This is a genomic window from Agromyces sp. NPDC058484 (genome assembly GCF_042720415.1).
Lineage (GTDB): Bacteria > Actinomycetota > Actinomycetes > Actinomycetales > Microbacteriaceae > Agromyces.
Genome location: NZ_JBHXMP010000001.1, coordinates 359,016 through 385,266 on the forward strand (window position 1 = coordinate 359,016; position 26,251 = coordinate 385,266).

Sequence of the window (26,251 nt, forward strand, 5' to 3'; positions counted from 1 at the left end):
TGGCTGGCGGGGGGGGTGTTTGCGGTGGGTCCCCTTGGAGCTTATAGGGTTTGTTGGGCCGAACCCCACCCCCGGAGCGAGAGCGAGCGAGCGGCCCAGCCCGAACGACGGATGCCTCGGGGCGGTGATCAGCGGTCGAAGGAGGTGGCACGCGCCGCGAGCCCGGCCGCGGCCGCACGCGTGTGCGCCGCGGGCAGGGCGGCGAGGAACGCGTCGACGTCGGCGTCGGTCGACTCGTGGCCGAGCGTGATGCGCAACGCCCCGCGCGCGTCGGCCTCCGATCGCCCCATCGCCATCAGCACGTGCGACGGCTCCGGCACACCCGCCTGGCACGCCGATCCGGTCGACACGGCCACGCCTGCCGCGTCCAGGAGGAAGAGCAGCGAGTCGCCCTCGCATCCGGCGAACGAGAAGTGCACGTTGCCGGGCAGGCGGCCTGCGGCGTCGGGATCCCCGGAGAGGCGCGCCGAGGGCACCGTGGCGAGCACACCCGCGATGAGTCGGTCGCGAAGCGCGGACATCCGCTCGGCATCCGAGTCGAGGCGGTCGTGCACGGCGGATGCCGCGGCCGCGAACGATGCCGCCGCCGCCACGTCCTGCGTGCCGGAACGCACCTTGCGCTGCTGTCCGCCGCCGTGGATGAGGGGCTCGACCGTCGCGGAGCGGTCGAGCACGAGCGCGCCGATGCCCGCGGGCCCGCCGAGCTTGTGCGCCGAGACGCTGAGGGCGACGAGTCCGGCCCCGCGCGGGGCATCCGTCGCCCTGCGAAGGCCATGGAAGTCGATCGGCACCTGGCCGTAGGCGGCGATCGCGTCGACGTGCAGGGGCACGCCGGCGCGCGCCGTGAGCCCGGCGACCTCGGCGACGGGCTGGATCGTGCCGACCTCGTTGCTGGCCCAGAGCATCGAGACGAGGGCGACGGATGCCGCGTCGCGGCCGAGCGCGGTCTCGAGCGCGTCGAGGCGCACACGGCCGACGTCGTCGACCGGCAGCTCCTCGACGATCGCGCCCTCGTGCGCCGCCAGCCACTCGACCGTGTCGAGCGTGGCGTGGTGCTCTCCGCCGGGGATGAGGATGCGCGGGCGCAGGCTCTCCCCGCTCGGCGCTGTCGCCTGCCTGCTCCACCACAGCCCCTTGATCGCGAGGTTCACCGCCTCGGTGCCGTTGCCGGTGAATACGACCTCGATGCCGTCGGCACCGAGCGTCGCCGCGATGCGTTCGCGCGACTCCTCGAGGAGGCGCTTCGCCCGCTGGCCGGCGCTGTGGATCGACGAGGGGTTGCCGACCACGGCGAGCGCCGCAATGAGCGCTTCGATCGCCTCGGGACGCATCGGGGTCGTCGCGGCATGGTCGAGGTAGACCATGGCAGTGCCTCCTCCCCCGTTCGGGGCGCCGTGCGCGGCGCGGACGCGCGCGCCGCGGGCGGCGGGTGCGCTACGAACTACTGTAGATCGCATGTCCGCGCCCGATCCCCTGAACGATCTCGGCGTCCGCGCCGGCACGGGCGGCGGCACGATCCGCGTCTGGTCGGAGCACGCGACATCCGTCGACCTCGAGGTGTTCGCCGCCGGCGACCTCGCGTGGGCGACCTCGCGCACGCCGCTCGTGCGCGACGATCACGGTGTGTGGCAGGGGGCATCCGCCGCGCTCGTGCCGGGCGCCCGCTACGGGCTCCGCATCGACGGCCCCGCAGGATTCGACCACGCGTTCAACCCGGCGCACACGCTGCTCGATCCGTACGCCCGCGGGCTCGCGGCCGCCCCCGACGGCTCGTGGCGCGGTGTCGCACTCGACTCGCTCGAGGCATCCGGCTTCGACTGGAGCGGCACGACGAAACCGAACGTGCCGCTCGATCGCACCGTGGTCTACGAGGCGCACGTGCGGGGGTTCTCGAAGCGCAACACGGCGATCCCCGAGCCGCTGCGCGGCACCTACGCGGGCCTCGCGCACGACGCGTCGCTCGCGTACCTCACCGGGCTCGGTGTGACCACCGTGGAACTCCTGCCGGTGCACGCCTTCGTGTCGGAACAGCGGCTGGTGCGGCAGGGGCGCCTCAACTACTGGGGCTACAACACGCTCGCGTTCTTCGCGGCGCACGCGCCCTACGCGTCGGCGGCGGCCCAGGCCGAGGGGGCGCACGCGGTGCGCCGCGAGTTCGCCGGCATGGTGCGCCGCCTGCACGAGGCGGGTCTCGAGGTCGTGCTCGACGTGGTCTACAACCACACCGCCGAGGAGGGACGCGAAGGCCCCACGCACTCGTTCCGCGGGATCGACAACGCCTCGTACTACCGGCACGATGCGCACGGCCGCTATGTCGACACCACCGGATGCGGCAACACGGTCGACTTCGGCCGAGCGGCGCCCCGGCGACTCGTGCTCGACTCGATGCGCTACTTCGCCGAGGAACTGCAGGTCGACGGGTTCCGCCTCGACCTCGCGGCGACACTCGGCCGCAACGACCACGGCGGCTTCACGCCGGAGCATCCGCTGCTCGAGGCGATGCTCGCCGACCCCGTGATCGGCGCTGCGAAGCTCATCGCCGAGCCGTGGGATGTCGGCCCCGGCGGCTGGCAGACCGGCAATTTCCCCGCCGGCTTCAGCGAGTGGAACGACCACTACCGCGACCGCATGCGCGACTTCTGGCTCGGCGACCTGCGCCGCGAGCGTGAGACCGGCACGGCGGGAAGCGGCATCGGCCGGTTCGCGACCCGGCTCGCGGGTTCGTCGAACACGTTCGCGGCCGAACGCGGGCCGCTCGCGAGCCTCAACTTCGTCACCGCCCACGACGGCTTCACCCTGGCCGACCTCACGGCGTTCGATTCGAAGCACAACCTCGGCAACGGCGAGCAGAACCGCGACGGCGCGAACGACAACAACTCCTACAACCACGGCGTCGAGGGCGAGGCGGCCGACCCCGTGGTTCGGGCGGCCCGGCGGCGGAGCATCCGGAACCTCCTCGGCACCCTGCTGCTCTCGGCGGGCGTGCCGATGCTCACCGCCGGCGACGAGTTCGGCCGCAGCCAGCGCGGCAACAACAACGCGTACTGCCACGACTCCGAGCTGACCTGGCTCGCGTGGGACGCCCGGAGCCGGCCTCGTTCGGCTCCAGACCTGCTCGCGACGGCGAAGCACCTCCTCCGGCTGCGTGCCGAGAACGCCGCACTTCGGCCGACTCGCTACGACCGCCATGGCGAGGATGTCCCGAACTCGTCCCAGATGGACTGGTTCAATGCCGACGGCGAGACGATGGACCAGGACGACTGGAACTCGCCCGCCGAACGCACGCTGCAGTACCTCGCCGCCTCGACGCCCGACAGCGAGGCCGTGAACCGCATCCTGATGGTGGTGCACGCGCACGAATCCGACGCGGAGGTGGTGCTCGCCGAGCACGCGGGGGTCACCGGGTACACGCTGCTCTGGGATTCCGCCGACGAGGCGCCGACGGATGCCGCGACCGAGCACGCCCCCGGCGACCGCATCACGATGGCCGGCCCGTCGATGCGGCTGTTCCGGGCGCACGCGAGCGAATGATGGCGAAGCGCACGGATGCCTCGTCCGGGACCCGGGCGACCGTCGCGCTCGCCCGCGCCGGCATCGCGTTCACCGCGCACGTGTACGAGCACGACCCCCGGGCCGCCGCATATGGGCTCGAGGCCGCCGAGAAGCTCGGACTCGAGGCCGAACGTGTCTTCAAGACGCTGCTCGCGAGCGTCGACGGCGCGCTCGCGGTGGGGATCGTGCCGGTCGCCCTGCAGCTCGACCTCAAGGCGCTCGCACAGGCGCTCGGCGGCAAGCGCGCCGAGATGGCCGACCCCAGGCTCGCAGAGCGCAAGACCGGGTACGTGGTCGGCGGCATCAGCCCGATCGGGCAGAAGACCCCCCTGCCCACCGTGCTCGACGAGTCCGCGATCCTCTGCGAGACGATCTACGTGTCAGGCGGCCGCCGCGGACTCGACCTCGAGTTGGCGCCCGACGACCTCGTCGCCGTCACCGCCGGGCGGTACGCTCCCATCGCCCGCGAACGCTGAGCCTCAGCCGGCAACGGCGACCAGGCCGAGTTCGGCGGGCGACAGGAGCAGCGGATGCCGCGGCACCGCGCGCACCGTGTACCCGAACGCGCCCGCCCGATCGAGCACGACCGTGCCGGTGTAGAGCCGGAGGCTCGGCCGCGAGGCATCCGGCAGCTCGTCGGCGGCCGACAGCTCCGCACGGCGCGCCTCGTCGATCGCGTCGTCGCTGCGGCTGCGGCTGCGGCCGTAGGCGACCTCCACCGCCACGTCGTCGGGATCGAGTCCGTCGAGGTCGACGTACGCGCGAAGGTGGAGCTCGTCGCCGACGTGCGGCGACTCGACACCGCCCGACTCGACGTGCGTCACGTGCACGCCCGGCCACGCGTCGCGCACGCGCGCGCCCCACGCCGCGAGGTCGCGGGCTCCGCGCGCCTCGCCGGCGATGACCTGGGCGGCATGCTCGGCGGCGGGCCGGTAGAGCTCCTCGACGTACTGCTTCACCATGCGGTCGGCGCCGAGCTCGGGGGCGAGGGTCGCGAGGGTCTGCCGCACCCGCCGCACCCACTCCACGGGCACCCCGTCGCCGTCGCGCTCGTAGTACCTCGTCGCGACGTGGTGCTCGAGCAGGTCGTAGAGGGCGGCGGCCTCGAGGGCGTCGCGCTCGCCGGCATCGCCCGCGGCATCCGCCGACGGGATGACCCAGCCGTAATCGTCGCCGGCGTACTCGGACCACCAGCCGTCGAGGATCGAGAGGTTCAGGGCGCCGTTCATGGCGGCCTTCATGCCCGAGGTGCCGCACGCCTCCAGCGGACGCAGGGGGTTGTTCAGCCACACGTCGCAACCCGGGTAGAGGATCTCGGCCATGCCCATGTCGTAGTCGGGCAGGAACACGATGCGCTCGCGCAGCTCGAGCTGCTGCGCGAACTGCACGAGCTGCTGGATGAGCCGCTTGCCCTCCTCGTCGGCCGGATGCGACTTGCCCGCGATCACGAACTGCACCGGGCGCTCGGGGTCGGTGAGGATCGCCTTCAACCGCTCGGGGTCCGACAGCATGAGCGTGAGCCGCTTGTACGTCGGCACGCGGCGGGCGAACCCGACGGTGAGCGTGTCGGGGTCGAGCACGTGGTTCACCCATTTCGGCACCGCCGATCCCGGATGCTGCTCCGCCCATGCCGCGGCGAGACGGCGGCGTGCGCTCTCGACGAGCTGCAGGCGCATCCGTCGCTTGACCGACCAGAACTCGCCGTCGGAGAGGACCGGACTCAGCCAGTCCGCGTGCTCGGTGTCATCGGTGCCGAGCGTCGACTCCGCGAGCGCGAGGAGCGCGGGATCCGTCCAGGTCGGCGCGTGCACGCCGTTCGTGATCGAGGTGATCGGCACCTCGTCGGCGTCGAAGCCGGGCCACAGGTCGCCGAACATGCGCCGGCTCACCTCGCCGTGCAGCTTCGAGACGCCGTTCGCGTGCCGCGCGAGTCGCAGGCCCATGACGGCCATGTTGAATGCGCCGGTGGCGGGGTCGGCGCCCGGTTCGACGCCGAGCGCGAGCGCGTCGGCCGGGTCGATGCCCGGCAGCAGCGCGGTCGAGAGGTAGCGCTCGACGAGGGTGCGGTCGAAGCGGTCGATGCCCGCCGGCACCGGCGTGTGCGTGGTGAACACGGTGCCCGCGCGCACCAGCTGCAGGGCCTCGGCGAAGGAGAGCCCCTCGCCGACGTAGGTCGAGATGCGCTCGAGCCCGAGGAATCCGGCGTGGCCCTCGTTCATGTGGAACACGTCGGGTGACGGGCCCGCGGTGAGCTCGGTGAACGCGCGCACGGCTCGGGCGCCGCCGATGCCGAGCAGGAGCTCCTGCAGCAGGCGGTGTTCGCCGCCGCCGCCGTAGAGCCGGTCGGTGACCAGGCGCAGATCGTCGGTGTTCGCCGGGATGTCGGTGTCGAGCAGCAGCAGCGGGATGCGCCCCACCGAGGCCTTCCACACACGCGCGTCGAGCGTGCGGTCGTCGGGCAGCGCGAGCGTCACCTGCACGGGCGACCCGTCGGGTCGGCGCAGCACCGAGAGCGGGAGACCGTCGGGGTCGAGCACCGGATAGCGCTCCAGTTGCCAGCCGTCGGGCGAGATCGACTGCGAGAAGTACCCGGCCTTGTAGAAGAGTCCCACGCCGACGAGCGGCACGCCGAGGTCGGATGCCGCTTTCAGGTGATCGCCCGCGAGGATGCCGAGCCCGCCCGAATACTGCGGCAGCGCCGCCGTGATGCCGAACTCGGGCGAGAAGTACGCGATCGTGCGCGGGGCATCCGTGCCGAGCGACTGGAACCAGCGCGGTTCGGTGAGGTACTCGCGAAGGCCGGCGCGCTCACGCTCGGCCCACTCGACGTACCCGGCGTCGGCGGCGAGCGTCTCGAGCCTCGCCGGATCGACCTCGCCGAGGAACGCGACCGGGTCGCGCTGCGAGCTGCGCCAGAGCTCGGGATCGATGTGCTCGAACAGGCGCCTGGTCGGCTCGTGCCACGACCACCGGAGGTTGCCCGCGAGCTCTTCCAGAGAGGAGAGCGGACCGGGGACGACGGCGCGGACGGTGAACTTGCGGATCGGCTTCACTCGCTCCACCCTAGGGCGAGCGCGTGACGAACGTGTGAACGGCAGGTCGCGACCGTTTCGATGCGCCTGCGCCGCTGCGCAACCACCGGCCCGGATCCGCGCTACGGTCGGAACGTGACGACCAACGAAGTGCTGGCCGGCCGGATCCCGGTGACCCGGGTCACGCCTGCCCTCCCCGACCACCGATGGCGGCCGAAGGCCTACGCGGGCGAGGTGGTGCCGTTCCGGGCCACGGTGTTCCGCGAGGGGCACGACCAGGTGGGTGCGATGCTCGTGCTCACGAGCCCGTCGGGAGCGACGCGACGAGAGCGGATGTCGCCGCTGGCGCCCGGCACCGACCGGTGGGAGGCGCTGGCGCTCCTCGACGAGCAGGGCGTCTGGCGGTGGCATGTCACCGGCTTCGACGACGAGGTCGCCACGTGGCGACACGACGCCGCACTCAAGGTCGACGCGGGCGTCGATGCCGAGCTGATGTTCGAGATCGGCGCGCGCCTGGTCGACCGGGCCGTCGCCGAGAAGTCCCGCCCGACCACGGCCCGCAGGCGCCTCAAGGCACTTGCGACGGCGTTGCGCGATCCCGGGGCATCCGTCGCCGATCGTCGCACCCTCATCGACGACCCGGCCCTCGCCGAGTTCGAGCCCCGACCGCTCGCGAAGCTTGCGACCGACTCCCCCGAGCACGAGATCCTCGTCGAGCGCCGCCGCACCGGCGTCGGTGCCTGGTACGAGTTCTTCCCGCGCTCCGAGGGCGCGCGCAGGCTGAAGGACGGCCGATGGAAGAGCGGCACGTTCCGGTCGGCATCGAAGCGCCTCGACGGGGTCGCGGCGATGGGCTTCGACATCGTCTACCTGCCGCCGATACATCCGATCGGCGTCACCAACCGCAAGGGGCCGAACAACACGCTGAACCCCGGACCGCAGGACCCGGGCTCGCCGTGGGCGATCGGCGGTCCGCTCGCCGATGGAACGGCAGGCGGGCACGACGCCATCCACCCCGATCTCGGCAAGCTCGCCGACTTCCGGGCGTTCGTGCGCCGCGCGAAGGCGCTCGGCATCGAAGTCGCCCTCGACCTCGCCCTGCAGGCCTCCCCCGACCACCCGTGGGTGACGGAGCATCCGGAGTGGTTCACGCAACTGCCGGACGGCACGATCCGCTACGCGGAGAACCCGCCGAAGAAGTACCAGGACATCTACCCGGTGAACTTCGACGACGATCCCGAGGGCATCTTCGACGAGGTGCTGCGCGTCGTGCGGCACTGGATGAAGCAGGGGGTGAAGATCTTCCGCGTCGACAACCCGCACACCAAGCCGCTCGCGTTCTGGGAGCGACTGATCGCCATGGTGAATGCGGACGACCCCGATGTCGTCTTCCTCGCCGAGGCGTTCACCAGGCCCGCGATGATGCAGGCGCTCGCCATGGTCGGGTTCCAGCAGTCGTACTCGTACTTCACATGGCGGAACACCAAGCAGGAGCTCGAGGAATTCCTGACATCGGTGTCGCAGGAGACCGCCGACTTCATGCGGCCGAACCTGTTCGTGAACACGCCCGACATCCTCACCGAGTACCTGCAGTTCGGCGGGCCGGCAGCGTTCACGGTGCGCGCCACGATCGCGGCGACGGCCGTTCCGCTCTGGGGCGTCTATTCGGGCTTCGAGCTCTTCGAGTCGGTCGCACGCCCCGGCGCCGAGGAGGCCATCGACAACGAGAAGTACGAGTACAAGCCGCGTGACTTCGCCGGCGCCGAGAAGGAGGGCCGTTCGCTCGCGCTGTACCTCGGCATCCTCAACGGCATCCGCGCGGCGCATCCGGCGCTCGGGCAACTCCGCAACATCCGCTTCCATGCAAGCGACGACGACTCCGTGCTCGTGTACTCGAAGCACCTCGCCGGCCGTTTCACGCCCACCGGCGTCGACGACACGATCATCGTCGTCGCGAACGTCGACCCGCACTCCGTCAGGGAGACCACCGTGCACCTCGACCTCACCGCGATCGGCCTGACCCCCGGCACCCGCTTCGAGGTGGAAGACCTCGTCACGGGCGACCGGTGGGACTGGGGCGACACCAACTACGTGCGGCTCGACGCCTTCACGCGGCCCGCGCACATCCTGCACGTCGTGCGAGGCTCGCATGGCTGAGCGGATGCCGCCCACCGGCCCGGTCGTCGCCGACGACGTGCTCGCCGCCGTCGCCGAAGGACGCCACTCCGACCCGCACTCGGTGCTCGGCCAGCACGGGTTCGAGGTGCCGGGCGGCGCGACACCCGCACGCGTGCACACCGTCATCCGCACCCGGCGACCGCTCGCCGACGCCGTCGAGGCGCTGCTCGACGGCGGCGACGTGCTTCGGCTGCAGCACATCGGGCACGGCATCTGGGCGGGATCGGGCGAGTTCGGCCCGGTCGGCTACCGCATCCGCGCCCGCTACGGCGACGACGAGTGGACCGTCGACGACCCCTACCTGTTCGCGCCGACGATCGGGGAGCTCGACCTGCACCTCATCGGCGAGGGCCGGCACGAGCAGCTCTGGCGCGTGCTCGGCGCCCATCACCGCGAGCACTGGGGCACGGGCGGCGGCGTGCGCGGCACCGCATTCACCGTGTGGGCGCCACGTGCCCGCGCCGTGCGCGTCGTCGGCGACTTCAACCGATGGGACGGCACGGGCCACGCCATGCGCAGCATGGGTGCCGCCGGCGTCTGGGAGCTGTTCATCCCCGGCCAGGGGCCCGGCACCGCCTACAAGTTCGAGATCCTCACCGGCTCGGGCGACTGGGTCATGAAGTCCGACCCGATGGCCCGTCAGGCCGAGGTGGCGCCGGCCACCGCGTCGGTCGTGAGCGAGAGCTCGCACGCGTGGGGCGACGACGAGTGGATGTCGCGGCGCGCGTCCACGAACCCGCACGAGCGGCCGATGAGCGTCTACGAGCTGCACCTCGGCTCGTGGCGGCCCGGCCGCGGCTACCGGGAGGTCGCCGACGAGCTCATCGAGTACCTCGACTGGCTGGGCTACACCCACGTCGAATTCATGCCCCTGGCGGAGCATCCGTTCGGCGGCTCGTGGGGCTACCAGGTGACCGGATACTACGCCGTGACCAGTCGCTTCGGCTCCCCCGACGACCTGAAGTACCTCATCGACCGCCTGCACCAGGCCGGCATCGGCGTGCTCATGGACTGGGTGCCCGGGCACTTCCCGAAGGACGACTGGGCGCTCGCCCGCTTCGACGGCGAGCCGCTGTACGAGCATGCCGACCCGCGCCGCGGCGAGCAGCTCGACTGGGGCACGTACGTCTTCGACTACGGCAACCCCCGCGTGCGCAACTTCCTCGTCGCGAACGCGTTGTTCTGGCTCGAGGAGATGCACGTCGACGGCCTCCGGGTCGACGCCGTCGCGTCGATGCTCTATCTCGACTACTCCCGCGAGGACGGCCAGTGGGAGCCGAACATCCATGGCGGTCGCGAGCACCTCGAGGCGATCGGGTTCCTGCAGGAGGCCACGGCCACGGCGTACAAGCGCAATCCCGGCATCGTCATGATCGCCGAGGAGTCGACCTCGTGGCCGGGGGTGACGGCCCCGACGTCGAGCGGCGGCCTCGGCTTCGGGTTCAAGTGGAACATGGGCTGGATGCACGACACCCTGCAGTACATCCAGAAGGACCCGATGTACCGCTCGCACCACCACAACGACCTCACGTTCTCGTTCCTCTACGCGTTCAGCGAGCACTTCGTGCTGCCGATCAGCCACGACGAGGTCGTGCACGGCAAGGGCTCGCTGATCCGCAAGATGCCGGGCGACCACTGGCAGCAGCTCGCGAACGTGCGCGCCTACCTGTCGTACATGTGGGCCCACCCCGGCAAGCAGCTGCTGTTCATGGGCCAGGAGTTCGGGCAGCTTTCGGAGTGGAGCGAGGAACGCGGCCTCGACTGGTGGATCCTCGACCAGCCGACCCACCGCCGGCTCGCCGAGTTCGTCGGCGCGCTGAACCGCACCTATCGGTCTTCGACGCAGCTGTGGCAGCTCGACGACGACGCGGCCGGCTTCGAATGGGTCGAGGGGGGCGCCGCAGCCGAGAACGTCATCGCGTTCCTCCGCTACGACCGCGAACGGCGCCCCCTCCTCTGCGTCGTCAACTTCTCGGGCAACCCGCACGAGGGCTTCCGGCTCGGGCTTCCTGCCGCAGGTCGGTGGCGCGAAGTGCTGAACTCGGATGCCACGGAGTTCGGCGGCTCGGGCGTCGGCAACCTCGGCGGGGTCGATGCGACCGACACGCCGTGGTCGGGTCGGCCGGCGTCGGGCGTGTTCACGCTGCCGCCGCTCGGCGCGTTGTGGTTCACCCTCGAGAAGTGAGCGTCAGTACAGCAGGTTCGTGAGCCGGCGACGGGCCGCGGCGACGCGCGGGTCTGCGGTGCCGACGACCTCGAACTGCTCGACGAGGCGCTCACGCACGCGCTTCTTTCTGTCGGCGTCGAGCTTCGGGAACAGCGACAGCAGCCGGTCGAACGCGTCGTCGACATGGCCGCCCGAGAGGTCGAGGTCGGCCACGTCGAGCTGGGCGTCGAGGTCGTCGGGGGCGGATGCTGCGGCGTTGCGGATCGCGTCGAGGGTCTTGCCCTGAAGGCGCCCCAGCAGGTTCGCCTGGGCGAGCCCGGCCACCGCGAGCGAGTCGCGCGGATCCTGCGCGATCGCAGTGCGGTAGGCGGATGCCGCAGCCTCGAAGTCGCCGCGCTCGATCGCGTCGTACGCCTCCTGGTGCAGCGGCGGCAGGGGCTCCTCGACCGCTTCGGCGGGGCCGTCGCCCGCTTCCGCATCGCCGGTCTCGACGCGGCCCGTGACGCCGTGCTGGGCACCGAGCTCGAGCAGCTGGTCGAGGACCTGCCCGATCACGTCGTCGGGCTGTACGCCCGCGAACAGCGGTACCGGCTGGCCGGCGACGACGGCGACGACGGTGGGGATGGACTGCGCCTGGAACGCCTGCACGAGCTGGGGGCTGCGCTCGGCGTCGGCGACGGCAAGCACGAGCCGCCCCTCCCGCGCCCGGACCAGCCGCTCGAGCGTGGCCACGAGCTCCGCGGACTGCTCGCTCCACGACGCCCACAGCACGACGACGACCGGGACGGTGCGCGAGAGCTCCAGCGCCCCGGCGAAGGCCGCGTCATCCGTCTGGAACACGACTCGATCGCCGTTCGCGGAGCGCTCGGCCGGTTGCTCCTGCTGCGGCCGCTGCACGAGCGCAGAGAGATCGATCGCGCCGCGCAGACCGCTCGGCGGGGTGGTGGGGTCGGTCACTGTACCTCCGATGCTCCGATCAGGCTCTCGGACCAGCCGAGGAGACGGATCTGCTCGTCCGTGCCGACGCTCGGCACGTAGAACAACAGCTGCACGCCGATCACGCGCTGCACGCCCTTCGCGCTCTTCTCCGTGAATCCCGAGAGCGCGGCACCGGGAGCGCCCGCCCCGAAGCCGATCGTGCCGCCGTCGTTGGGCGTGACCTTTTCGGTCTGCTCGATCGAGACGCTGACGAGGGCGCCGGAGTCGTTCGTGGCGAGCGCGACGGTCGGGCCGTCGCCGACGACATTCGAGAACGTGGCGTCGATGGTCGCAGCGAGCCCGTCGTTCATCGCCTGCTGGCCGGTGACCCCGAGCTGCTCCCGCAGCACGTCGCCCTCCGCATCGAAGACGGTGGCGAACTCCGACGCATCGCCCTTCAGGAGCACGTCGGCGTAGGCGGCCGCGACCTGGCCGGGCTCGAGCACGAGCCCCTTGAACTCGGGCGAGATGAGCGGCGCGCCGATCGACGCGGGCGCGACCTCGGGCACGTCGGCGTCGGGCGCGAGCGACATCGCGTAGACGATCTTGTAATTGTCGCGCGGCGTGGCCTGCTGGAGCACGAGTGCCGTGGGGGCGACGGTGGGATCTTCGTTCTTCGCGATCGTGAGCACCGTTCGCCCGCTGGCCGGCCAGCCGTCGACCTGCTGCGGAAGGGTGAGCGTCAGGGGCGAGGCGGGGATGGCCACCGGTGCCGGCTGGTCGGGCAGCGTCGTTCGGATCGCGTAGCTCGCCTTCCGGGCTGCGAGCGCAGGACCGTCCAGCCGCTCGGCGATCGCGGTCGCGTCGAGCGCCGTGTCGGCCTCGTTCGTGAATACCGCGATGCGGCGCATGATGCGCTCCATCTGGGGAACCGTCACGGCGGGCTCCATGCCCTCGTCGTCGCCCTCGGGACGATCCGTCGGCAGCGGCGTGGATGTCGCCGGCGCGGTCGTCGCCGGCGCCTGGTCGAATCGCGGCCAGTAGTCGGCCGAGCAGGCGGTGAGCGCCACGGCCGGGATCAGGAGGAGCGGAACGAGTGCGACACGCTTCGCGCGTCCGACGGCTCGTCGGCCGCCACCCGTCACCTGGCTGCGACGGGTCGACGACGGCTTCGGCGCGCCTCGAAGCTTTCCGCGAGGACCCATCGGCAGGTTCCGCCGTGGTCCGCGCGAACGTCGGTGGTGCCGGAAACCCGAGAAGAGCAGTACGAGCCCCGCGACGAAGACCAGGGCGCCGCCGGCGATCAACGGCCCCGCCCACGGAGTCGAGTTGTCGAGCGGCCACGCGATCTCGACGTCGGACGGTGCGGGAGCCGTGCCGTCGCTCGCGAGGAGGACGGAGATGCCCTCGGGCACGTCGATCGTCGTCGTGACCGATCGCTCTCCCGTGAACTCGTCGAGCCAGAGGTCGGATCCGACGGGTGACGCGCTCGGATCCGCCGTCACGACCGCGTCGCCCTCGGCGGTCGCGGGCGGAACGACGCCGGTCGGCGCATCCGATGCCGGGTCGTCGTCGTCGACGGACCCGGTCGCGACGACCTCGCTCGTGAGCTCCTCGGTCTCCTCGTCGTAGTCGACGGTGACGTAGGGAGCCGTGCCGAGCCAGGCCTCGACATCGGACGTGCGCCCGTACGCCACGAACACCGTCTCGGAACCCGAGACCGTCAGCATCTGCTTGCCGGGATGCGCGCCGAGCGCGCCGGCTTCGATGACCGCGTAGGCCGCATCGTCTTCGACCTGCGCCGACAGCGAGACACGACCGGGCTCGAGGTAGACGGTGCGTTGGGCGATGCCGAACCCGATCATCACGGCCGCGGCGATGAAAGCCACGATGGCGAGGGCGAAACGCACGAACAAACCTCCGGCGCCGCATGTTGCGGCTCGAAACACGGACATTCCACACTACCGGTGGTGTCTGGGAGTCTCCTCACCACAGCCTATGAGACGCTGCGCCCGACGGATGCCGCGTGCCCGTACAATCGACACATCCCGCACGAGCCCCCACGAAGCGGAACCGAGCCCGGAGGAAGAATTGCCCGTCGAAGAGACCGAGTTCACGCAGGTGTTCCGCGGATACGACAAGGACGAGGTCGACAGGAGCATCAACGGGCTCCGTCGCGACATCATCAATGCGAACACCCAGCTCGCCGAGCAGGCGAAGGAGACGAAGCGTCTCCATGCCCGCATCGGGGAACTGACTGCGGAACTCGAGGAGGTCGGCAGCCCGACCTTCTCCGGGCTCGGGACGAAGCTCGAGAACACGCTTCGCGTCGCCGAGGAGCAGTCGACGCGCCTCATCGCCCAGGCCGACATCGACGCCGAGAAGCTCCGCCGTGCCGCTGAGGACGAGGCGCACCTCATGCGGTCCGATGCGCACGAACTCGCCGAGCGCACGCTCACCGAAGTCCGCGCCCAGGCGAACCGGGTGCTCGAGAACGCCCGCGGTGAGGCCGACGACATGGTCTCCCGCGCTCACGAGGCGAGTGAGCAGCTCCGCCAGGAGGCCGCCCGCGACGCGGCCGCCATCCGCGGCGCGGTCGCCACCGAGGCGGCCGAGCTGCGCTCGACCGCGAAGCGGGAATCCACGGCGGCAGTCGCCGCCGCCGAGCGAAAGGCCTCCGAGATCCTCGTGGCCGCGAACTCCGAGGCGACCGAGGCACGCGCCACCGCCGCCGGCCTCACCGAGGAGACCGAGCAGACCCGTGCCGAGGTCGCGATCGAGCTCGACCGAGCACGTGCCGAACTCGCCAAGGAGACCGAACAGGCCCGCATCGACCTCGCCGCGGAGTCCGAGCAGTCGAGGCTCGACATCGAGCGCCAGTCCGCAGAGGCGCGCGCCGCGATCGACGCCGAGATCGCCGAGCGCCGTGCCGCACTCGTCAACGAGCTGGAGCAGGAGCGCACCGACCTCGACCGCGAACTCGCGGCCGGCCGTGCCGAGCTGAGCCGGCAGAAGGAGCAGGCGAAGGTCGATCGCGACCGCGAGACCGAGACCGCTCGGCTGAAGCTCCAGCACGAGCTCGAGCGCATCCGCGCCAAGCACGCCGCCGACCTCGACCAGATGCGCGCCGACCTCGCCCTCGAGCAGGAGCAGGCTCGGGCCGACTTCGATGCCGAATCCGAGCAGGCACGCATCGACCTCGACAACCAGCTCACCGCGATGCGCAAGAAGACCACGCATGAGGTCAACCGCATGCGACGGGAGATCGAGAAGGCCCGCCTCGACCTCGAGGCCGAACTCACCACGAAGCGCGACGAGGCCGAGCAGGAGCTGCTCACCACGCATCAGGATGCGGTCGCGCAGACCCAGAAGCTCCTCGACGACGCCAACACCGAGCTCGCCGACGCGGTCGCCCGCACCTCCGAGAGTCGTGCCGAGGCCGACCGCCTCGAGACACAGATCCGCAGCGAGATCGCCGATGTCCGCGACAAGGCCGACGAAGAGGCGCGCGAGCGCATCGCCGCCGCGCACGACCAGGCACGCAAGCTCATCGCCGACGCCGAGGAGCGCACCCGCGCACTCGTCGCCGACGCCGAAGACCGCCTGTCGCAGATCAAGATCGAACGCGACGCCGTCGCGGGGTACTTCGAGAGCCTGCGCGGCGTGCTCACGCAGGCCGAGCAGGTGGCAGCCCAGAGCCGCGGCTAGGCCGAGCGCGCCTGCCCATGAAGATCCAGAACGCGTTCCGCATCGGACTGGTGGGAACGCTCGGGGTCGGCGTGGGCCTGCTCATCCTCGCCTCCATCGCGACGATCTCGACGATCATCACCTACATCGGGGCGGCCCTCTTCCTCGCCCTCGGCCTCGATCCGGCGATCAGCTGGCTCGAGCGCCGGGGATTGCCGCGGTGGGCGGCGATCATCATCGTCATGACGGCGGTCGGCCTGCTCGTGGCCGCACTCGTGCTCGCCGTCGTGCCGATCATCGTCGAGCAGGTGAGCCAGTTCGTCGAGCAGATCCCCGTCATCGTCGCCCGAGTGAGTTCGCAGGAGTGGCTCGAATCCCTCGAGGAACAGTTCCCGCAGTTCAAGGTCCAGGAGATCAGCCAGCAGATCCAAACCAGTCTGACCGACTTCTTCACGAATCCCGACCGATTGAGCGAACTCGCCGGCGGTGTCCTGCAGGTCGCCATCGCGATCGGAACGGGCGTCTTCGCCGTCCTCATCGTGTTCATCCTGACGCTGTACTTCGCGGCGTCGCTGAACGCCATGAAGCGTGCGACGTACCAGTTGGTGCCGGCCTCGAAGCGGGCCCGGTTCGCCGACCTCACCGAGCAGATCACGCAGTCCGTCGGCCGTTACGTACTCGGCCAGGCGGGCCTCGCCGCGTGCAACGGCGTGGCCAGCTTCATCTTCCTGTCGATCATCCAGGCGCCGTTCCCGGCGGTGCTCGCGTTCCTCGCGTTCCTGTTCTCGCTCGTCCCGCTGGTCGGCACCCTCACCGGCTCGATCATCATCGTGCTCGTGTGCCTCATCCCCGGCCTCGGCTCGCCGCTCACGGCCCTGGTCGCCGCGATCTACTACCTCATCTACATGCAGGTCGAGGCATACCTCCTGAGCCCTCGCATCATGACCAGGGCGGTGAAGGTGCCGGGCGCGGTCGTCGTCATCGCCGCCCTGGCAGGCGGGTCGCTCCTCGGCATCCTCGGGGCGCTGATCGCGATCCCGGTGGCGGCGTCCATCCTGCTCATCATCAAGCAGGTCGTCATACCGCGGCAGAACGAGCTCTGAGCCTCAGACGGATGCCGCGGGCCACGTGGTGGGCAGCGGCAACGCCGAGGGATTGACCGCCGCGACGATCTCCTCGAGCACGCGGCGGGTCTGGGACTCGCCGACCCAGAGGTGCTTGCCGCCGGACACGTCGACCCGGCGGAGCCGAGGCAGAACCGCGAACCGCTCGGCGGCGGCCGCGGGCTTCAGATAGTCGTCATGTTCGGGGATCAGGGCGACGATGGGCGCGCGCGACGCGTTCCATCGTTCGAGCTCCTCGTCGCTCGTGCGGTGCAGTGGCGGCGAGAGCAGCACAGCGCCGGCGATGCCGTGCTCGAGCCCGTACTTCAACGCGAGCTCGGTGCCGAACGACCAGCCGACGAGCCACGGATTCGGAAGACCGCGCTGCTCGACGAATGCCATCGCCGCCGCGACATCCGCTCGCTCTGCGACGCCTTCGCCGAACGAGCCCTCGCTGGTGCCGCGCGGAGATGTGGTGCCCCGGGTGTTGAACCGCAGCACGGCCAGATCGGCGAGTGCGGGAAGCCGAGCGGCCGCCTTGCGGAGGATGTGCGAGTCCATGAAGCCGCCGGCGGTCGGCAGCGGATGCAGCGTCACGAGCGTCGCGACGGGGGGCCGCCCGACGGGAGTCGCGAGCTCGCCGACGAGCGTGAGCCCGTCGGCGGTGTGCAGCTCGATCTCTTCGCGGATCGCCGGGAGCTCGATGCCGGCGCGGATCTCGAGCGGGTTCGCGTCGTCGTGGTTCACGGGGTGCCGATCTTCCAGCAGTGGATATGCCAATGGCGTCGCGAGGCGAGGTCGGCGGCATCTCCCAGCACGCCGTCGGCGCGCCAGATCACGAGGTGCGCGACGCCCGGCGACAGGTCCAGGCCGCAACCCGGGCACACGTAGGACTTCACGGCCTGCGCCTCGGAAACCGGCTGGACGTTCCATTCGCGGCCGCCGCGGGCCTCGGTGCGGCGCCATCCGCTCATCATGCGGTCGACGTCGAGTTCGGGATGCGGCTCACGGGCTCGCGCCGCCCCGCTCCGTGATCGGTTCGAGCGGGCCATGGTTCCCAGTCTACGTTCGCCGCAGCATCCGGATCGCCCGCCGAAGACCGGTGCGGAGCTGCGGCGGCGCGTCCGCCGGCTCAGTACCAGCCGACGTCCTGGGAGTGCGCCCACGCCCCGCAGGGCGTGTCGTAACGGCCCTGGACGTACCCGAGGCCCCATTCGATCTGCGTCGCCGGGTTCGTCTCCCAGTCGGCTCCGGCGGTCGCCATCTTCGAGCCCGGCAGGGCCTGCGGAATGCCGTAGGCGCCGCTCGAGGCGTTGTAGGCGTTCACCCGCCAGCCCGACTCCTTGCTCCACAGCGCGACGAGGCAGTCGAACTCGGTCGAGCCCCAGCCCCGCGCCGCAACGGCGTCGGCGGCGTACGCCTGCGCCGATCCCGGGTCGGGCGTGATCGCCGGAGGTGCCCAGCCGCTTCCGGTCGACGCCGGCGCGAGCTCGATCTCGGGCTTCTCCTCGACGACGTAGCCCTCCTTCGAGACGCCGATCGTGTACTCGCCGGCGACGTCGAAGGCCTGCACCTCCGCGCCGCCGAATCGACCGCCCTCGGGCGAGAAACCGGAAGACGCCGTCGCACCGGTGAATGGATCGACGAGGTTCACCGCGATGAAGCCGACCGAGGCGACGAACGCGAAGACCACGGTCGCTGCTTGCTTGAATCCGCCCGGCCGGCTCGTGCGCGCCGACGAGGTGCGCGCAGCGACCGCCTCGCCCGATCCAGTATGTCTGCCCACGATTCGTCGAGTGTATCGGAGCCGCCGCGACCCGGACGTACCGGACCTCACCGGACGGCGAGCATGACGTCGACGACGGCGTCGAGCACGAGATCGACCTGCGATTCCCGGTACCCCCCGCGCTGCGTGGTGAACACGACGGTGCGCACGTCGTCGATCGAGATCGGCCAGCCGTCGCGGAAGTATCGCGTGAGCTTCTCGGCGAAACGGTCGACTTCGCCCACCCGGTAGCCGAGGGCGAGCGGGCTCACGCGGTCGAAGCGATGACCCTCAGGACGCGCGAGCCGGTTGGAGATCACCTGGGCGGTCGTGCGCGCCTCGCTGAGCCAGGCCTCGCTCCCGTGCAGCCTCGCGGCGACCTGGCGTTCCTCGGCAGCGAACGCGTCTTCGAGGCGTTCGAGCGCGGAATCGACGTGTGCTGTCGAATAGCCGCCTTTCTGCATCGCGAACGCGGTCAGCCGAATACGCTCGGACGTCAGCGGCGGGTCGCCCGGCCGCGCCGTGCCGTCGTAGGCGCGACGTGCCAACTGCAGGAACTCCTCGACCTGGGCGGTGTTGTATCCCGGTTGAGGCTTGCGTGCGCGGGGAAAGGTGGAGTCCACCGGACCATTATCGCCGACGCTCGCCCGAAGATCTGTTCAGCCGAAGATCTGGAAGGCGAGGAATGCGACCGCCGCGGACGGCAGGATCGAGTCGAGCCGATCCAGGAATCCGCCGTGGCCGGGGAGCCACGAGCTCATGTCCTTGATGCCGAGGTCGCGCTTGACGAGGGACTCGACGAGGTCGCCGAGGGTCGCCGTGAGGAAGATCGCCGTGCCGAAGATCAGGCCGAACCACCACGTGTTGCCGAGCATGAGCGTCGCGAGCAGTACGCCGGCGACGAGACTCGCGGCCGCCCCGCCTGCGAACCCCTCCCATGTCTTCTTCGGGCTGATGACCGGCGCCATCTTGTGCTTTCCGAACATGAGCCCGAACGCGTACGCGCCCACGTCGGCCGCGACCGCGATCACGATGAACGCCAGCGTCCACCACTGTCCGCCCTCCGCCGCCGTCAGCACGACCGTGAACGTGGCGAGGAAGGTCACGTAGCCCTGCACGAAGGCGCCGGCTGCGAGGTCGCGAACGAGGCGCGTGCCGCTGCTCCGCCGCGCCGGCACGGCCTGTTCGACGAGTCGCCAGGCGCTCACGAGCAGGATGCCGCCGAGCACTGCGATGAGCTGGCCGCCGGCTCCGCCGTAGTAGGCGATCGGCACCGCGATCACGGCGACCGCCAGGGTGGGGATCCACGGGACGTCGTAGTCGCCCTTCCGCAGCGCCTGCGTCAGCTCGTACGCGGCGAATCCTGCGAGCACGACGGCGAACAGCATGAACAGCTCTTTGATGACGAGGAGGCTCAGCAGCAGTGCGCCGCCGAAGGCAAGGCCGATGATGATCGCGAGGATCAGGTTGCGGCCGGTGCGGGCCTTGATCTTCTCCTGCGCCTGGTCGAACTGCGCCTTCGATGCCTCGAACTGACGCTCGAGGTCGGCCTTCCGCGCCTGCACCTGCGAGCGGAACTCATCGCGCGAGGTCCGGTCCTGCCGCCCGGCGTCCGACTGGTCCTCCCCTGGGACGCCCGACATCCTGCTCCCTCAGACCTCGAGGAGTTCCGCTTCCTTGCGCTTCAGCGCATCGTCGATCGAGTCGACGTTGGACTTGGTGATCTGCTCGAGCTCCTTCTCGGCGCGCGAGACCTCGTCGTCGCCGACCTCGCCCTTCAGCGCGTCGAGGTCGTCCTTCGCCTTGCGACGGATGTTGCGTACCGACACCTTGGCGTCCTCCGCCTTCGAGCGAACGATCTTCACGAACTCCTTGCGACGCTCCTCGGTGAGCTCGGGAAGGGTGACGCGGATGATGTTGCCGTCGTTGGTGGGATTCGCTCCGAGGTTCGGCGTGTCGCGGATGGCGTGCTCGATGTCTTTCAACGCCCCCTTGTCGTAGGGCGTGACGACGAGGGTGCGCGCCTCGGGGTTCTGCAACGACGCGAGCTGGGCGAGCGGCGTCGGCGTGCCGTAGTAGCTCACCATGATCTTCTGGAAGAGCTGGGGGTTCGCCCGCCCCGTGCGCACGGTCGCGAAGTCGTCTTTCGCGACGTCGACGGCCTTGTGCATGCGTGCGGTGGCATCGGAAAGTACATCCGCGATCACGGGGGCTCCTTCTGGTTCGATCCTCGGGACAGTCTATCGAGTGGGTGCCGGCACGCCGTTGCTCACGACCGTGCCGAGGTCGGACCCCAGGATCGCTGCCGTGACGTTGCCGCCCGGCTCCATGCCGAAGACCTGCATCGGCATCCCGTTGTCCATGCAGAGGCTGAACGCCGTGGAGTCGACCACCTTGAGCCCTCGCTGGAGCGCCTCGAGGTAGCTGATGCGGTCGATCTTGTGCGCCTCGGGGTTGGTGCGGGGATCGTCGGAGTAGACGCCGTCGACGCCGTTCTTCGCCACGAGCACCACATCGGCGTCGATCTCGAGCGCACGCTGCGCCGCGACCGTGTCGGTCGAGAAGTACGGGAGCCCGGCACCAGCACCGAAGATGACGACGCGCCCCTTCTCGAGGTGGCGCTCTGCGCGGCGGGGGATGTACGGCTCCGCGACCTGCGTCATCTCGATCGCCGACTGGACCCGGGTCTCGGCGCCGGCCTGCTCGAGGAAGTCCTGCAGTGCGAGGGAGTTCATCACCGTGCCGAGCATGCCCATGTAGTCGGCGCGCCCACGGTCCATGCCGCGCTGCGACAGTTCGGCCCCTCGGAAGAAGTTGCCGCCGCCGACGACGATGGCGATCTCGACCGTGGCCGCGGCATCCGCGATCTCCTTGGCGAGCGCGCTCACGACATCGGGATTGACCCCGAGCGCACCGCCTCCGAAGGCCTCGCCCGACAGCTTCAGCATGACCCTGCGCTTGCGTTCCGTCATCCGGACCGCTCCTTCCCTCTGGGTGTCAAAACTACTGGTTCGCGGACTCCGGCGCAGTGCCGGTTCGCGGCATCCTGCCCCATCGACTCGCTCGGGGTCGTGATGTCGCCGGACACAGCAAAGGAGTCCGGATCGCTCATGCGATCCGGACTCCCATGCGGCACCTACGCGCCGACCTTGAAACGAGCGAAGTCGCTCACCGTGAGGCCCGCGTCGGCGACGACCTTGCCGACCGAGACCTTGTCGTCCTTCGCGTACGGCTGCTCGAGCAGTGCGACCTGCTTGAAGTACGCGCCGAGGCGTCCCTCGATGATCTTCGGGAGGGCGGCTTCGGGCTTGCCCTCCTCGCGGGTGATCTGCTCGACGATCGTGCGCTCCTTCTCGACCGATTCGGCCGGGACGTCCTCGCGGGCGAGGAACTCGGGGTTCGCGAACGAGATGTGCTGGGCGACGCTGCGCGCCGTCTCAGCGTCATCGCCCGCGTAGCCGAGCACGACGCCGACCTGCGGCGGGAGGTCCTTCGACGTCTTGTGCAGGTAGATCGAGAACTCCCCGCCCTTGACGAGGCGGATGCGACGGAGTTCGACCTTCTCGCCGAGGATCGCCGCCTCCTCGTTGATCACGTCGGCGACCGTCGCCTGCCCTGAGCCCGTCGAAGGGTCGGCCGGGGCGGCGAGGGCCGCTTCGACCGAGTCGGCACGAGCCGCGGCGGCGGCGGCGAGCACGCGGTCGGCGAGAGCGACGAACTTGTCGCCCTTCGCGACGAAGTCGGTCTCGCACGCGAGCTCGATGAGCGTGGCGGTGCCGTCGGCGTTGTCGACGGCGGCGACGAGGCCCTCGGCCGTGGAACGATCGGCGCGCTTGGCGTTGCCCTTCGCACCCTTCAGGCGGAGGATCTCCACCGCCTTGTCGATGTCACCGTCTGCCTCGACCAGCGCGTTCTTCGTGTCGACCATGCCGGTGCCGAGGCGTTCGCGCAGGGTCTTGACGTCTTCGAGGGTGAAGTTGGCCATATCTGAAGTCTCCTGGACTCGTGGTCTGGTGGTGGAGTGGTCTTACTTGGTGTCGGCGGGCTCGGCGGCGGCAGCGGCCTGGGCGTCGGCCTCGGACTCGGTCGCGGCCTCGGCGGTGGCGTCCGCCGAAACGGCCTCGACGCCCTCGGCGACCTCTTCGGCCTCGGCGGTGGCCTCGTCGACCTTCGCGGTCTCGGGCGAGGACTGCTCGGGGGTCTGCGCCTGGAGGAGTTCCTGCTCCCACTCGGCGAGCGGCTCGACGGCCGAGACGTTGCCCTCGGCCTCGGGCTTCTGGTGACGCTCGATGAGGCCCTCGGCGGCGGCGTCCGCGATGATGCGGGTGAGCAGGCTCACCGAGCGGATCGCGTCGTCGTTGCCCGGGATCGGGTACTGCACCTCGTCGGGGTCGCAGTTGGTGTCGAGGATGCCGATGACGGGGATGCCGAGCTTCTTCGCCTCGTCGATCGCGAGGTGCTCCTTCTTGGTGTCGACCACCCAGAGGGCCGACGGCGTCTTCGACAGGTTGCGGATGCCGCCGAGCGACTTGTGCAGCTTGTCGAGCTCGCGCTTCTTGATGAGGAGCTCCTTCTTGGTGAAGCCGCTCGTGGTGCCCTCGAAGTCGAGCTCCTCGAGCTCCTTCATGCGCGCGAGGCGCTTGGAGACCGTGGTGAAGTTGGTGAGGAGTCCGCCGAGCCAACGCTGGTTGACGAAGGGCTGGCCGACGCGGGTCGCCTGCTCGGCGATCGACTCCTGGGCCTGCTTCTTCGTGCCGACGAAGAGGATCGTGCCGCCGTGGGCAACCGTCTCCTTGACGAAGTCGTACGCCTTGTCGATGTAGGCGAGCGACTGCTGCAGGTCGATGATGTAGATGCCGGAACGCTCGGTGAAGATGAAGCGCTTCATCTTCGGGTTCCAACGGCGGGTCTGGTGCCCGAAGTGCACGCCGCTGTCGAGCAGCTGGCGGATGGTGACGACGGCCATGAGCCGTACTCCTTTGTTCTCAGTTGTCGCTCCGACCGGCGGCCGGGAGCCCTGGTGCCCGGCACGGCTCCGCCCGCTCCGAGGAGCAGGACTGAGTGGAGTCGTCGGCCGAAATGGCACGCGTAGTCGCCCCGGCGGACCGAGGCGCTCTCGATACTCTACCATCGGCACTGGTCCTCCCCAACCGGAAACCGGGGCCGCCTCTCCCCCTCTTGCCGGCATTCCGCATCGGATGCCTCGCGGTCGCCGAGCATCGGACCATGACCGTCCGCCCACCCGCCGGCGCTGCCCGCCGGCCGTGTCCCCGAGGCCACCGCGTTCGGGCATTCCGTCTGCTCGCGGCATCCGCTGTGCTGCTGTCGACGAGCGCCGCATTCGTGACGATCGCACCCGCCGCCGCGCAGGTGGTCGGGGCCGCGCCTGTCTCGGAGGGTCCCGGAGGCCCGCTGCGCATCGAGCAGTGGCGGTGGCCGGTGGCGCCGCCCATCCGTGTCGTCGCGCCGTTCCGCGCGCCCCCGTCGCCGTACGCCGCCGGTCATCGGGGCATCGATCTCGTGGTGGAGCCAGGCGCGGGCGTCGTCGCGCCGGCTGCAGGGGTCGTCAGCTTCGCGGGGCAGGTGGCCGGTCGCGGCGTCGTGGCGATCGACCACGGCGGCGGCGTGGTGAGTGCGATCGAGCCGGTCGAGGCGCTCGTGGCGAAGGGCACACCGGTCTCCGCAGGCGGCACGATCGCCGACGTGGCATCCGGCGGCCATTGCGCGGCCGGATGCGTGCACTTCGGCGTGCGGATCGACGGCGAGTACGTGTCGCCGTTCCTGTTCCTCGGCGGCCTGCCGCGGGCGGTGCTCCTGCCCCTGCGGTAGGCGTCGCCTGATCGGGCCGGTCGTCGCGGCCCCGGCGGCCGCGCGCGATGTCAGGCGCGCGGGTGCGCGGTGCGGTAGCTCTGTTTGAGTCGCTCCGCCGACACGTGGGTGTAGATCTGCGTGGTGCCGAGGCTCGCATGCCCGAGGAACTCCTGAACGGCGCGCAGGTCGGCGCCGCCGTCGAGGAGGTGCGTGGCCGCGCTGTGGCGCAGCGCGTGCGGGCCGCTCGGTCCTGCCCCGGGGATCGACGAGAGCAGCGCCGCGATCTGGCGATGCACGCTACGGACGCCGAGGCGTGCACCGCGAACGCCGAGGAACACGGCGGTGCCGACGTCTGCCGTCGGAGTTCCGTTCGGTGTGGCCGCCGCGAGGATCGCGGGCCGGGCGACATCCAGATAGCGGTCGAGGGCACGGGCGGCGGGCGCTCCGTAGGGGACGACGCGTTCCTTCGCGCCCTTGCCGATGACCCGCACGGTGCGACGCCGGCGGTCGACGTCTGGCAGGTCGAGGCCCACGAGCTCCGACACGCGCAGCGCCGAGGCGTAGAGCAGCTCGGCGATGGCGGCGTCGCGAACCGCGACCGGGTCGCCGCCCACCGCGCGATCGGCGAGCGCCGCGAGTGCGTCGGCGAGCGCCGTCTCGGTGATGACCCGGGGCAGGGTGCGCAGTGCGCGCGGTGCCTTGAGCCTGGCGCCGGGGTCGGCTGCGAGGAGTCCGCGACGGCGGAGCCAGGCGGTCCAGCCGCGAGCGGATGCCGCGCGCCGTGCAATGCTCGACCGGGCGAGCCCCCGTTCGGTCGTCTCCCACAGCCAGTCCCGGAGGAGGACGAGCTCGATCCCGGCGACGGAGACGACGCCGCGTCGGCTCGCGAAGTCGACGAGTTCGACGAGGTCGGAGCGGTAGGCGGCGACGGTGTGCTCGGAGTACCCTCGCTCGGTGCGAATGTGCACGAGGTAGTCGTCGACCAGTTGATCGAGGTTCACGCCACCAGCATGCCCGGGCGGATGCCCGCGTGACCTCCCGTTCGCCCGCGCGCCGCACATCGATGGATCACGGTGCGGGGGGTTGCTTGCGCGAGAACCGCTCGAGCCGCGCCTCGGGCGGCAGGTTCGCGAGCTCCGCGAGGAACTCCTCGCCGAAGCTCGTCACGGTGGAGAACGGCCCGACGGGCACGACCGAGGTGACGATCGAGTCGTCGTAGACGTGCACGAGCGTGAACGATCGGCCGCCGTCGATGCCGACGAGTTCGCCCGAGGGCGCGGAGACATCCATCGTGTACGCCGTCGCGCCCGCGACGGACACCGGGATGCCCGCGAACATCCCGTTCGTGGCGTAGTGCAGATGGCCGCCGAGGATCAGCCGCACGTCCCGAGCGCGCACGACGTCGGCGAGTTCGTCTTGTCCTCGCAGTTCGAGCACATCCATGAGCGAGAGCGGGGTCGCGATGGGTGCATGGTGCATCGCGAGGATCGTGCCTTCGGCGGCCGGTTCGGCGAGCACCTCGTCGAGCCAGGCGAGGGATGCCGCGTCGAGCGCACCGTGGTGGTAGCCCGGCACGCTCGTGTCGAGGGCGACGACGCGCAGTCCGCGGATCTCGGCGACGTGATGCACCGGTCCTTCTGCGGGTGCGGCCTCATCGAGGAGTCCGGTACGGAACGCCGCCCGCTCATCGTGGTTGCCCATGACCCACACGACGGCGGCACCGGTGGCCGTGGCGAGCGGCTCGAATGCCTCGCGTACGAGCCGATAGGCATCGGGCTCTCCGAGATCGGTGACGTCGCCGGTCACGACGATCGCGTCGAGGCGCTGGCCGAGCCGCGTGAGTTGCGCGATCGTGCGGTCGAGCGCCGAGACCGTGTCGGCGACGCCGCCGAGAGGTGCGCCGCCCTCGAGCAGGTGCGTGTCGCTGACCTGGGCGATCACCTGCTTCGCCGCCGGATACCTGCCGAGCCGCAACTCCTCCATCGATACCTCCTCGCCACGCCAGCCTAGGGCGTGCTGCCGACGCTCCGGCGACCCC

22 protein-coding genes are annotated in these 26,251 nt (G+C 70.5%); 7 read left to right on the top strand and 15 right to left on the bottom strand.

Going from position 1 to position 26,251, the window contains the following annotated elements:
• Positions 1-128 precede the first annotated feature (128 nt).
• On the bottom strand, positions 129-1,364 hold the full coding sequence (locus ACFWN7_RS01710) for a cysteine desulfurase family protein (RefSeq protein WP_376936934.1): 1,236 nt from the start codon (positions 1,362-1,364) through the stop codon (positions 129-131).
• A 91-nt stretch (positions 1,365-1,455) separates the two neighbouring features.
• On the opposite strand from ACFWN7_RS01710, the gene glgX reads away from it, so the two are divergent.
• Both glgX and ybaK read left to right on the top strand, forming a co-directional pair.
• Complete coding sequence (gene glgX, locus ACFWN7_RS01715; protein WP_376936935.1) at positions 1,456-3,531, top strand: glycogen debranching protein GlgX; 2,076 nt, start codon at positions 1,456-1,458, stop codon at positions 3,529-3,531.
• A complete protein-coding gene (gene ybaK, locus ACFWN7_RS01720) occupies positions 3,531-4,028 on the top strand; it encodes a Cys-tRNA(Pro) deacylase (protein ID WP_376937099.1) in 498 nt (165 codons plus the stop codon). The genes glgX and ybaK overlap by 1 nt, the downstream gene beginning before the upstream one ends.
• A gap of 3 nt (positions 4,029-4,031) precedes the next feature.
• Here ybaK and glgP read toward each other — a convergent pair whose 3' ends face one another.
• A complete protein-coding gene (gene glgP, locus ACFWN7_RS01725) occupies positions 4,032-6,605 on the bottom strand; it encodes an alpha-glucan family phosphorylase (RefSeq protein ID WP_376936936.1) in 2,574 nt (857 codons plus the stop codon).
• Between the two features lie 60 nt (positions 6,606-6,665).
• Between glgP and ACFWN7_RS01730 the strand changes: the two genes are divergently transcribed.
• Positions 6,666-8,741, top strand: a complete 2,076-nt coding sequence (locus tag ACFWN7_RS01730; protein ID WP_376936938.1) for an alpha-1,4-glucan--maltose-1-phosphate maltosyltransferase — start codon at positions 6,666-6,668, stop codon at positions 8,739-8,741.
• Positions 8,734-10,947 carry a 1,4-alpha-glucan branching protein GlgB gene (glgB, locus tag ACFWN7_RS01735; RefSeq protein WP_376936940.1) on the top strand — a complete coding sequence of 738 codons (2,214 nt, stop codon included), beginning with the start codon at positions 8,734-8,736 and terminating at the stop codon, positions 10,945-10,947. The genes ACFWN7_RS01730 and glgB overlap by 8 nt, the downstream gene beginning before the upstream one ends.
• Before the next feature lie 3 nt (positions 10,948-10,950).
• Here the strand turns inward: glgB and ACFWN7_RS01740 are convergent, their stop codons facing one another.
• Positions 10,951-11,886, bottom strand: a complete 936-nt coding sequence (locus tag ACFWN7_RS01740; protein ID WP_376936941.1) for a tetratricopeptide repeat protein — start codon at positions 11,884-11,886, stop codon at positions 10,951-10,953.
• Positions 11,883-13,757, bottom strand: coding sequence for a hypothetical protein (locus ACFWN7_RS01745; RefSeq protein ID WP_376936943.1), 1,875 nt, complete (start codon positions 13,755-13,757; stop codon positions 11,883-11,885). Before ACFWN7_RS01745 ends, ACFWN7_RS01740 begins: the two co-directional genes overlap by 4 nt.
• A 181-nt stretch (positions 13,758-13,938) precedes the next feature.
• Between ACFWN7_RS01745 and ACFWN7_RS01750 the strand changes: the two genes are divergently transcribed.
• Positions 13,939-15,555 carry a DivIVA domain-containing protein gene (locus ACFWN7_RS01750; protein ID WP_376936945.1) on the top strand — a complete coding sequence of 539 codons (1,617 nt, stop codon included), beginning with the start codon at positions 13,939-13,941 and terminating at the stop codon, positions 15,553-15,555.
• A gap of 17 nt (positions 15,556-15,572) precedes the next feature.
• Positions 15,573-16,637 (top strand): AI-2E family transporter, encoded by a 1,065-nt coding sequence (locus ACFWN7_RS01755; protein ID WP_376936946.1) that lies wholly within the window; start codon positions 15,573-15,575, stop codon positions 16,635-16,637.
• Between the two features lie 3 nt (positions 16,638-16,640).
• On the opposite strand, the gene ACFWN7_RS01760 is transcribed toward ACFWN7_RS01755, so the two are convergent.
• The 9 genes from ACFWN7_RS01760 to rpsB all read right to left on the bottom strand — a co-directional run bounded on the left by ACFWN7_RS01760 (position 16,641) and on the right by rpsB (position 23,368).
• The gene (locus ACFWN7_RS01760) at positions 16,641-17,384 is read right to left on the bottom strand and encodes an alpha/beta hydrolase (protein WP_376936947.1); all 744 of its coding nucleotides are present in this window, start codon (positions 17,382-17,384) and stop codon (positions 16,641-16,643) included.
• Positions 17,381-17,689 carry a hypothetical protein gene (locus ACFWN7_RS01765; protein WP_376936948.1) on the bottom strand — a complete coding sequence of 103 codons (309 nt, stop codon included), beginning with the start codon at positions 17,687-17,689 and terminating at the stop codon, positions 17,381-17,383. The genes ACFWN7_RS01760 and ACFWN7_RS01765 overlap by 4 nt, the downstream gene beginning before the upstream one ends.
• Before the next feature lie 80 nt (positions 17,690-17,769).
• Positions 17,770-18,423 carry a lytic transglycosylase domain-containing protein gene (locus ACFWN7_RS01770; RefSeq protein ID WP_376936949.1) on the bottom strand — a complete coding sequence of 218 codons (654 nt, stop codon included), beginning with the start codon at positions 18,421-18,423 and terminating at the stop codon, positions 17,770-17,772.
• A 47-nt stretch (positions 18,424-18,470) separates the two neighbouring features.
• A complete protein-coding gene (locus tag ACFWN7_RS01775; RefSeq protein ID WP_376936950.1) occupies positions 18,471-19,025 on the bottom strand; it encodes a DivIVA domain-containing protein in 555 nt (184 codons plus the stop codon).
• 36 nt (positions 19,026-19,061) lie between these two features.
• Positions 19,062-20,045: a phosphatidate cytidylyltransferase gene (locus tag ACFWN7_RS01780; protein ID WP_376936951.1), complete on the bottom strand. Its 984-nt coding sequence runs from the start codon at positions 20,043-20,045 to the stop codon at positions 19,062-19,064.
• A 9-nt stretch (positions 20,046-20,054) separates the two neighbouring features.
• A complete protein-coding gene (gene frr / locus ACFWN7_RS01785; RefSeq protein ID WP_376936952.1) occupies positions 20,055-20,609 on the bottom strand; it encodes a ribosome recycling factor in 555 nt (184 codons plus the stop codon).
• Positions 20,610-20,642: 33 nt separating this feature from the next.
• On the bottom strand, positions 20,643-21,374 hold the full coding sequence (gene pyrH, locus ACFWN7_RS01790; RefSeq protein WP_376936953.1) for a UMP kinase: 732 nt from the start codon (positions 21,372-21,374) through the stop codon (positions 20,643-20,645).
• A gap of 164 nt (positions 21,375-21,538) precedes the next feature.
• Complete coding sequence (gene tsf / locus ACFWN7_RS01795) at positions 21,539-22,387, bottom strand: translation elongation factor Ts (protein ID WP_376936954.1); 849 nt, start codon at positions 22,385-22,387, stop codon at positions 21,539-21,541.
• 42 nt (positions 22,388-22,429) lie between these two features.
• Complete coding sequence (gene rpsB / locus ACFWN7_RS01800) at positions 22,430-23,368, bottom strand: 30S ribosomal protein S2 (protein WP_376936955.1); 939 nt, start codon at positions 23,366-23,368, stop codon at positions 22,430-22,432.
• Positions 23,369-23,628: 260 nt separating this feature from the next.
• On the opposite strand from rpsB, the gene ACFWN7_RS01805 reads away from it, so the two are divergent.
• Entirely contained in the window at positions 23,629-24,231 is a 603-nt protein-coding gene (locus tag ACFWN7_RS01805) for a murein hydrolase activator EnvC family protein (RefSeq protein ID WP_376936956.1), read from the top strand.
• Positions 24,232-24,281: 50 nt separating this feature from the next.
• On the opposite strand, the gene ACFWN7_RS01810 is transcribed toward ACFWN7_RS01805, so the two are convergent.
• The gene (locus ACFWN7_RS01810) at positions 24,282-25,214 is read right to left on the bottom strand and encodes a tyrosine recombinase XerC (RefSeq protein WP_376936957.1); all 933 of its coding nucleotides are present in this window, start codon (positions 25,212-25,214) and stop codon (positions 24,282-24,284) included.
• Positions 25,215-25,281: 67 nt separating this feature from the next.
• Complete coding sequence (locus ACFWN7_RS01815) at positions 25,282-26,196, bottom strand: phosphodiesterase (protein ID WP_376936958.1); 915 nt, start codon at positions 26,194-26,196, stop codon at positions 25,282-25,284.
• Positions 26,197-26,251 lie beyond the last annotated feature (55 nt).

Coding starts and splice junctions, on each gene's coding strand:
- ACFWN7_RS01710 (WP_376936934.1), bottom strand. CDS start 1,364: ATGGTCTACCTCGACCATGCCGCGACGACCCCGATGCGTCCCGAGGCG.
- ACFWN7_RS01780 (WP_376936951.1), bottom strand. CDS start 20,045: ATGTCGGGCGTCCCAGGGGAGGACCAGTCGGACGCCGGGCGGCAGGAC.
- ACFWN7_RS01815 (WP_376936958.1), bottom strand. CDS start 26,196: ATGGAGGAGTTGCGGCTCGGCAGGTATCCGGCGGCGAAGCAGGTGATC.
- ACFWN7_RS01805 (WP_376936956.1), top strand. CDS start 23,629: ATGACCGTCCGCCCACCCGCCGGCGCTGCCCGCCGGCCGTGTCCCCGA.
- ACFWN7_RS01765 (WP_376936948.1), bottom strand. CDS start 17,689: ATGGCCCGCTCGAACCGATCACGGAGCGGGGCGGCGCGAGCCCGTGAG.
- ybaK (WP_376937099.1), top strand. CDS start 3,531: ATGGCGAAGCGCACGGATGCCTCGTCCGGGACCCGGGCGACCGTCGCG.
- glgB (WP_376936940.1), top strand. CDS start 8,734: ATGGCTGAGCGGATGCCGCCCACCGGCCCGGTCGTCGCCGACGACGTG.
- glgX (WP_376936935.1), top strand. CDS start 1,456: ATGTCCGCGCCCGATCCCCTGAACGATCTCGGCGTCCGCGCCGGCACG.
- pyrH (WP_376936953.1), bottom strand. CDS start 21,374: ATGACGGAACGCAAGCGCAGGGTCATGCTGAAGCTGTCGGGCGAGGCC.
- ACFWN7_RS01755 (WP_376936946.1), top strand. CDS start 15,573: ATGAAGATCCAGAACGCGTTCCGCATCGGACTGGTGGGAACGCTCGGG.
- tsf (WP_376936954.1), bottom strand. CDS start 22,387: ATGGCCAACTTCACCCTCGAAGACGTCAAGACCCTGCGCGAACGCCTC.
- rpsB (WP_376936955.1), bottom strand. CDS start 23,368: ATGGCCGTCGTCACCATCCGCCAGCTGCTCGACAGCGGCGTGCACTTC.
- ACFWN7_RS01730 (WP_376936938.1), top strand. CDS start 6,666: ATGCGCCTGCGCCGCTGCGCAACCACCGGCCCGGATCCGCGCTACGGT.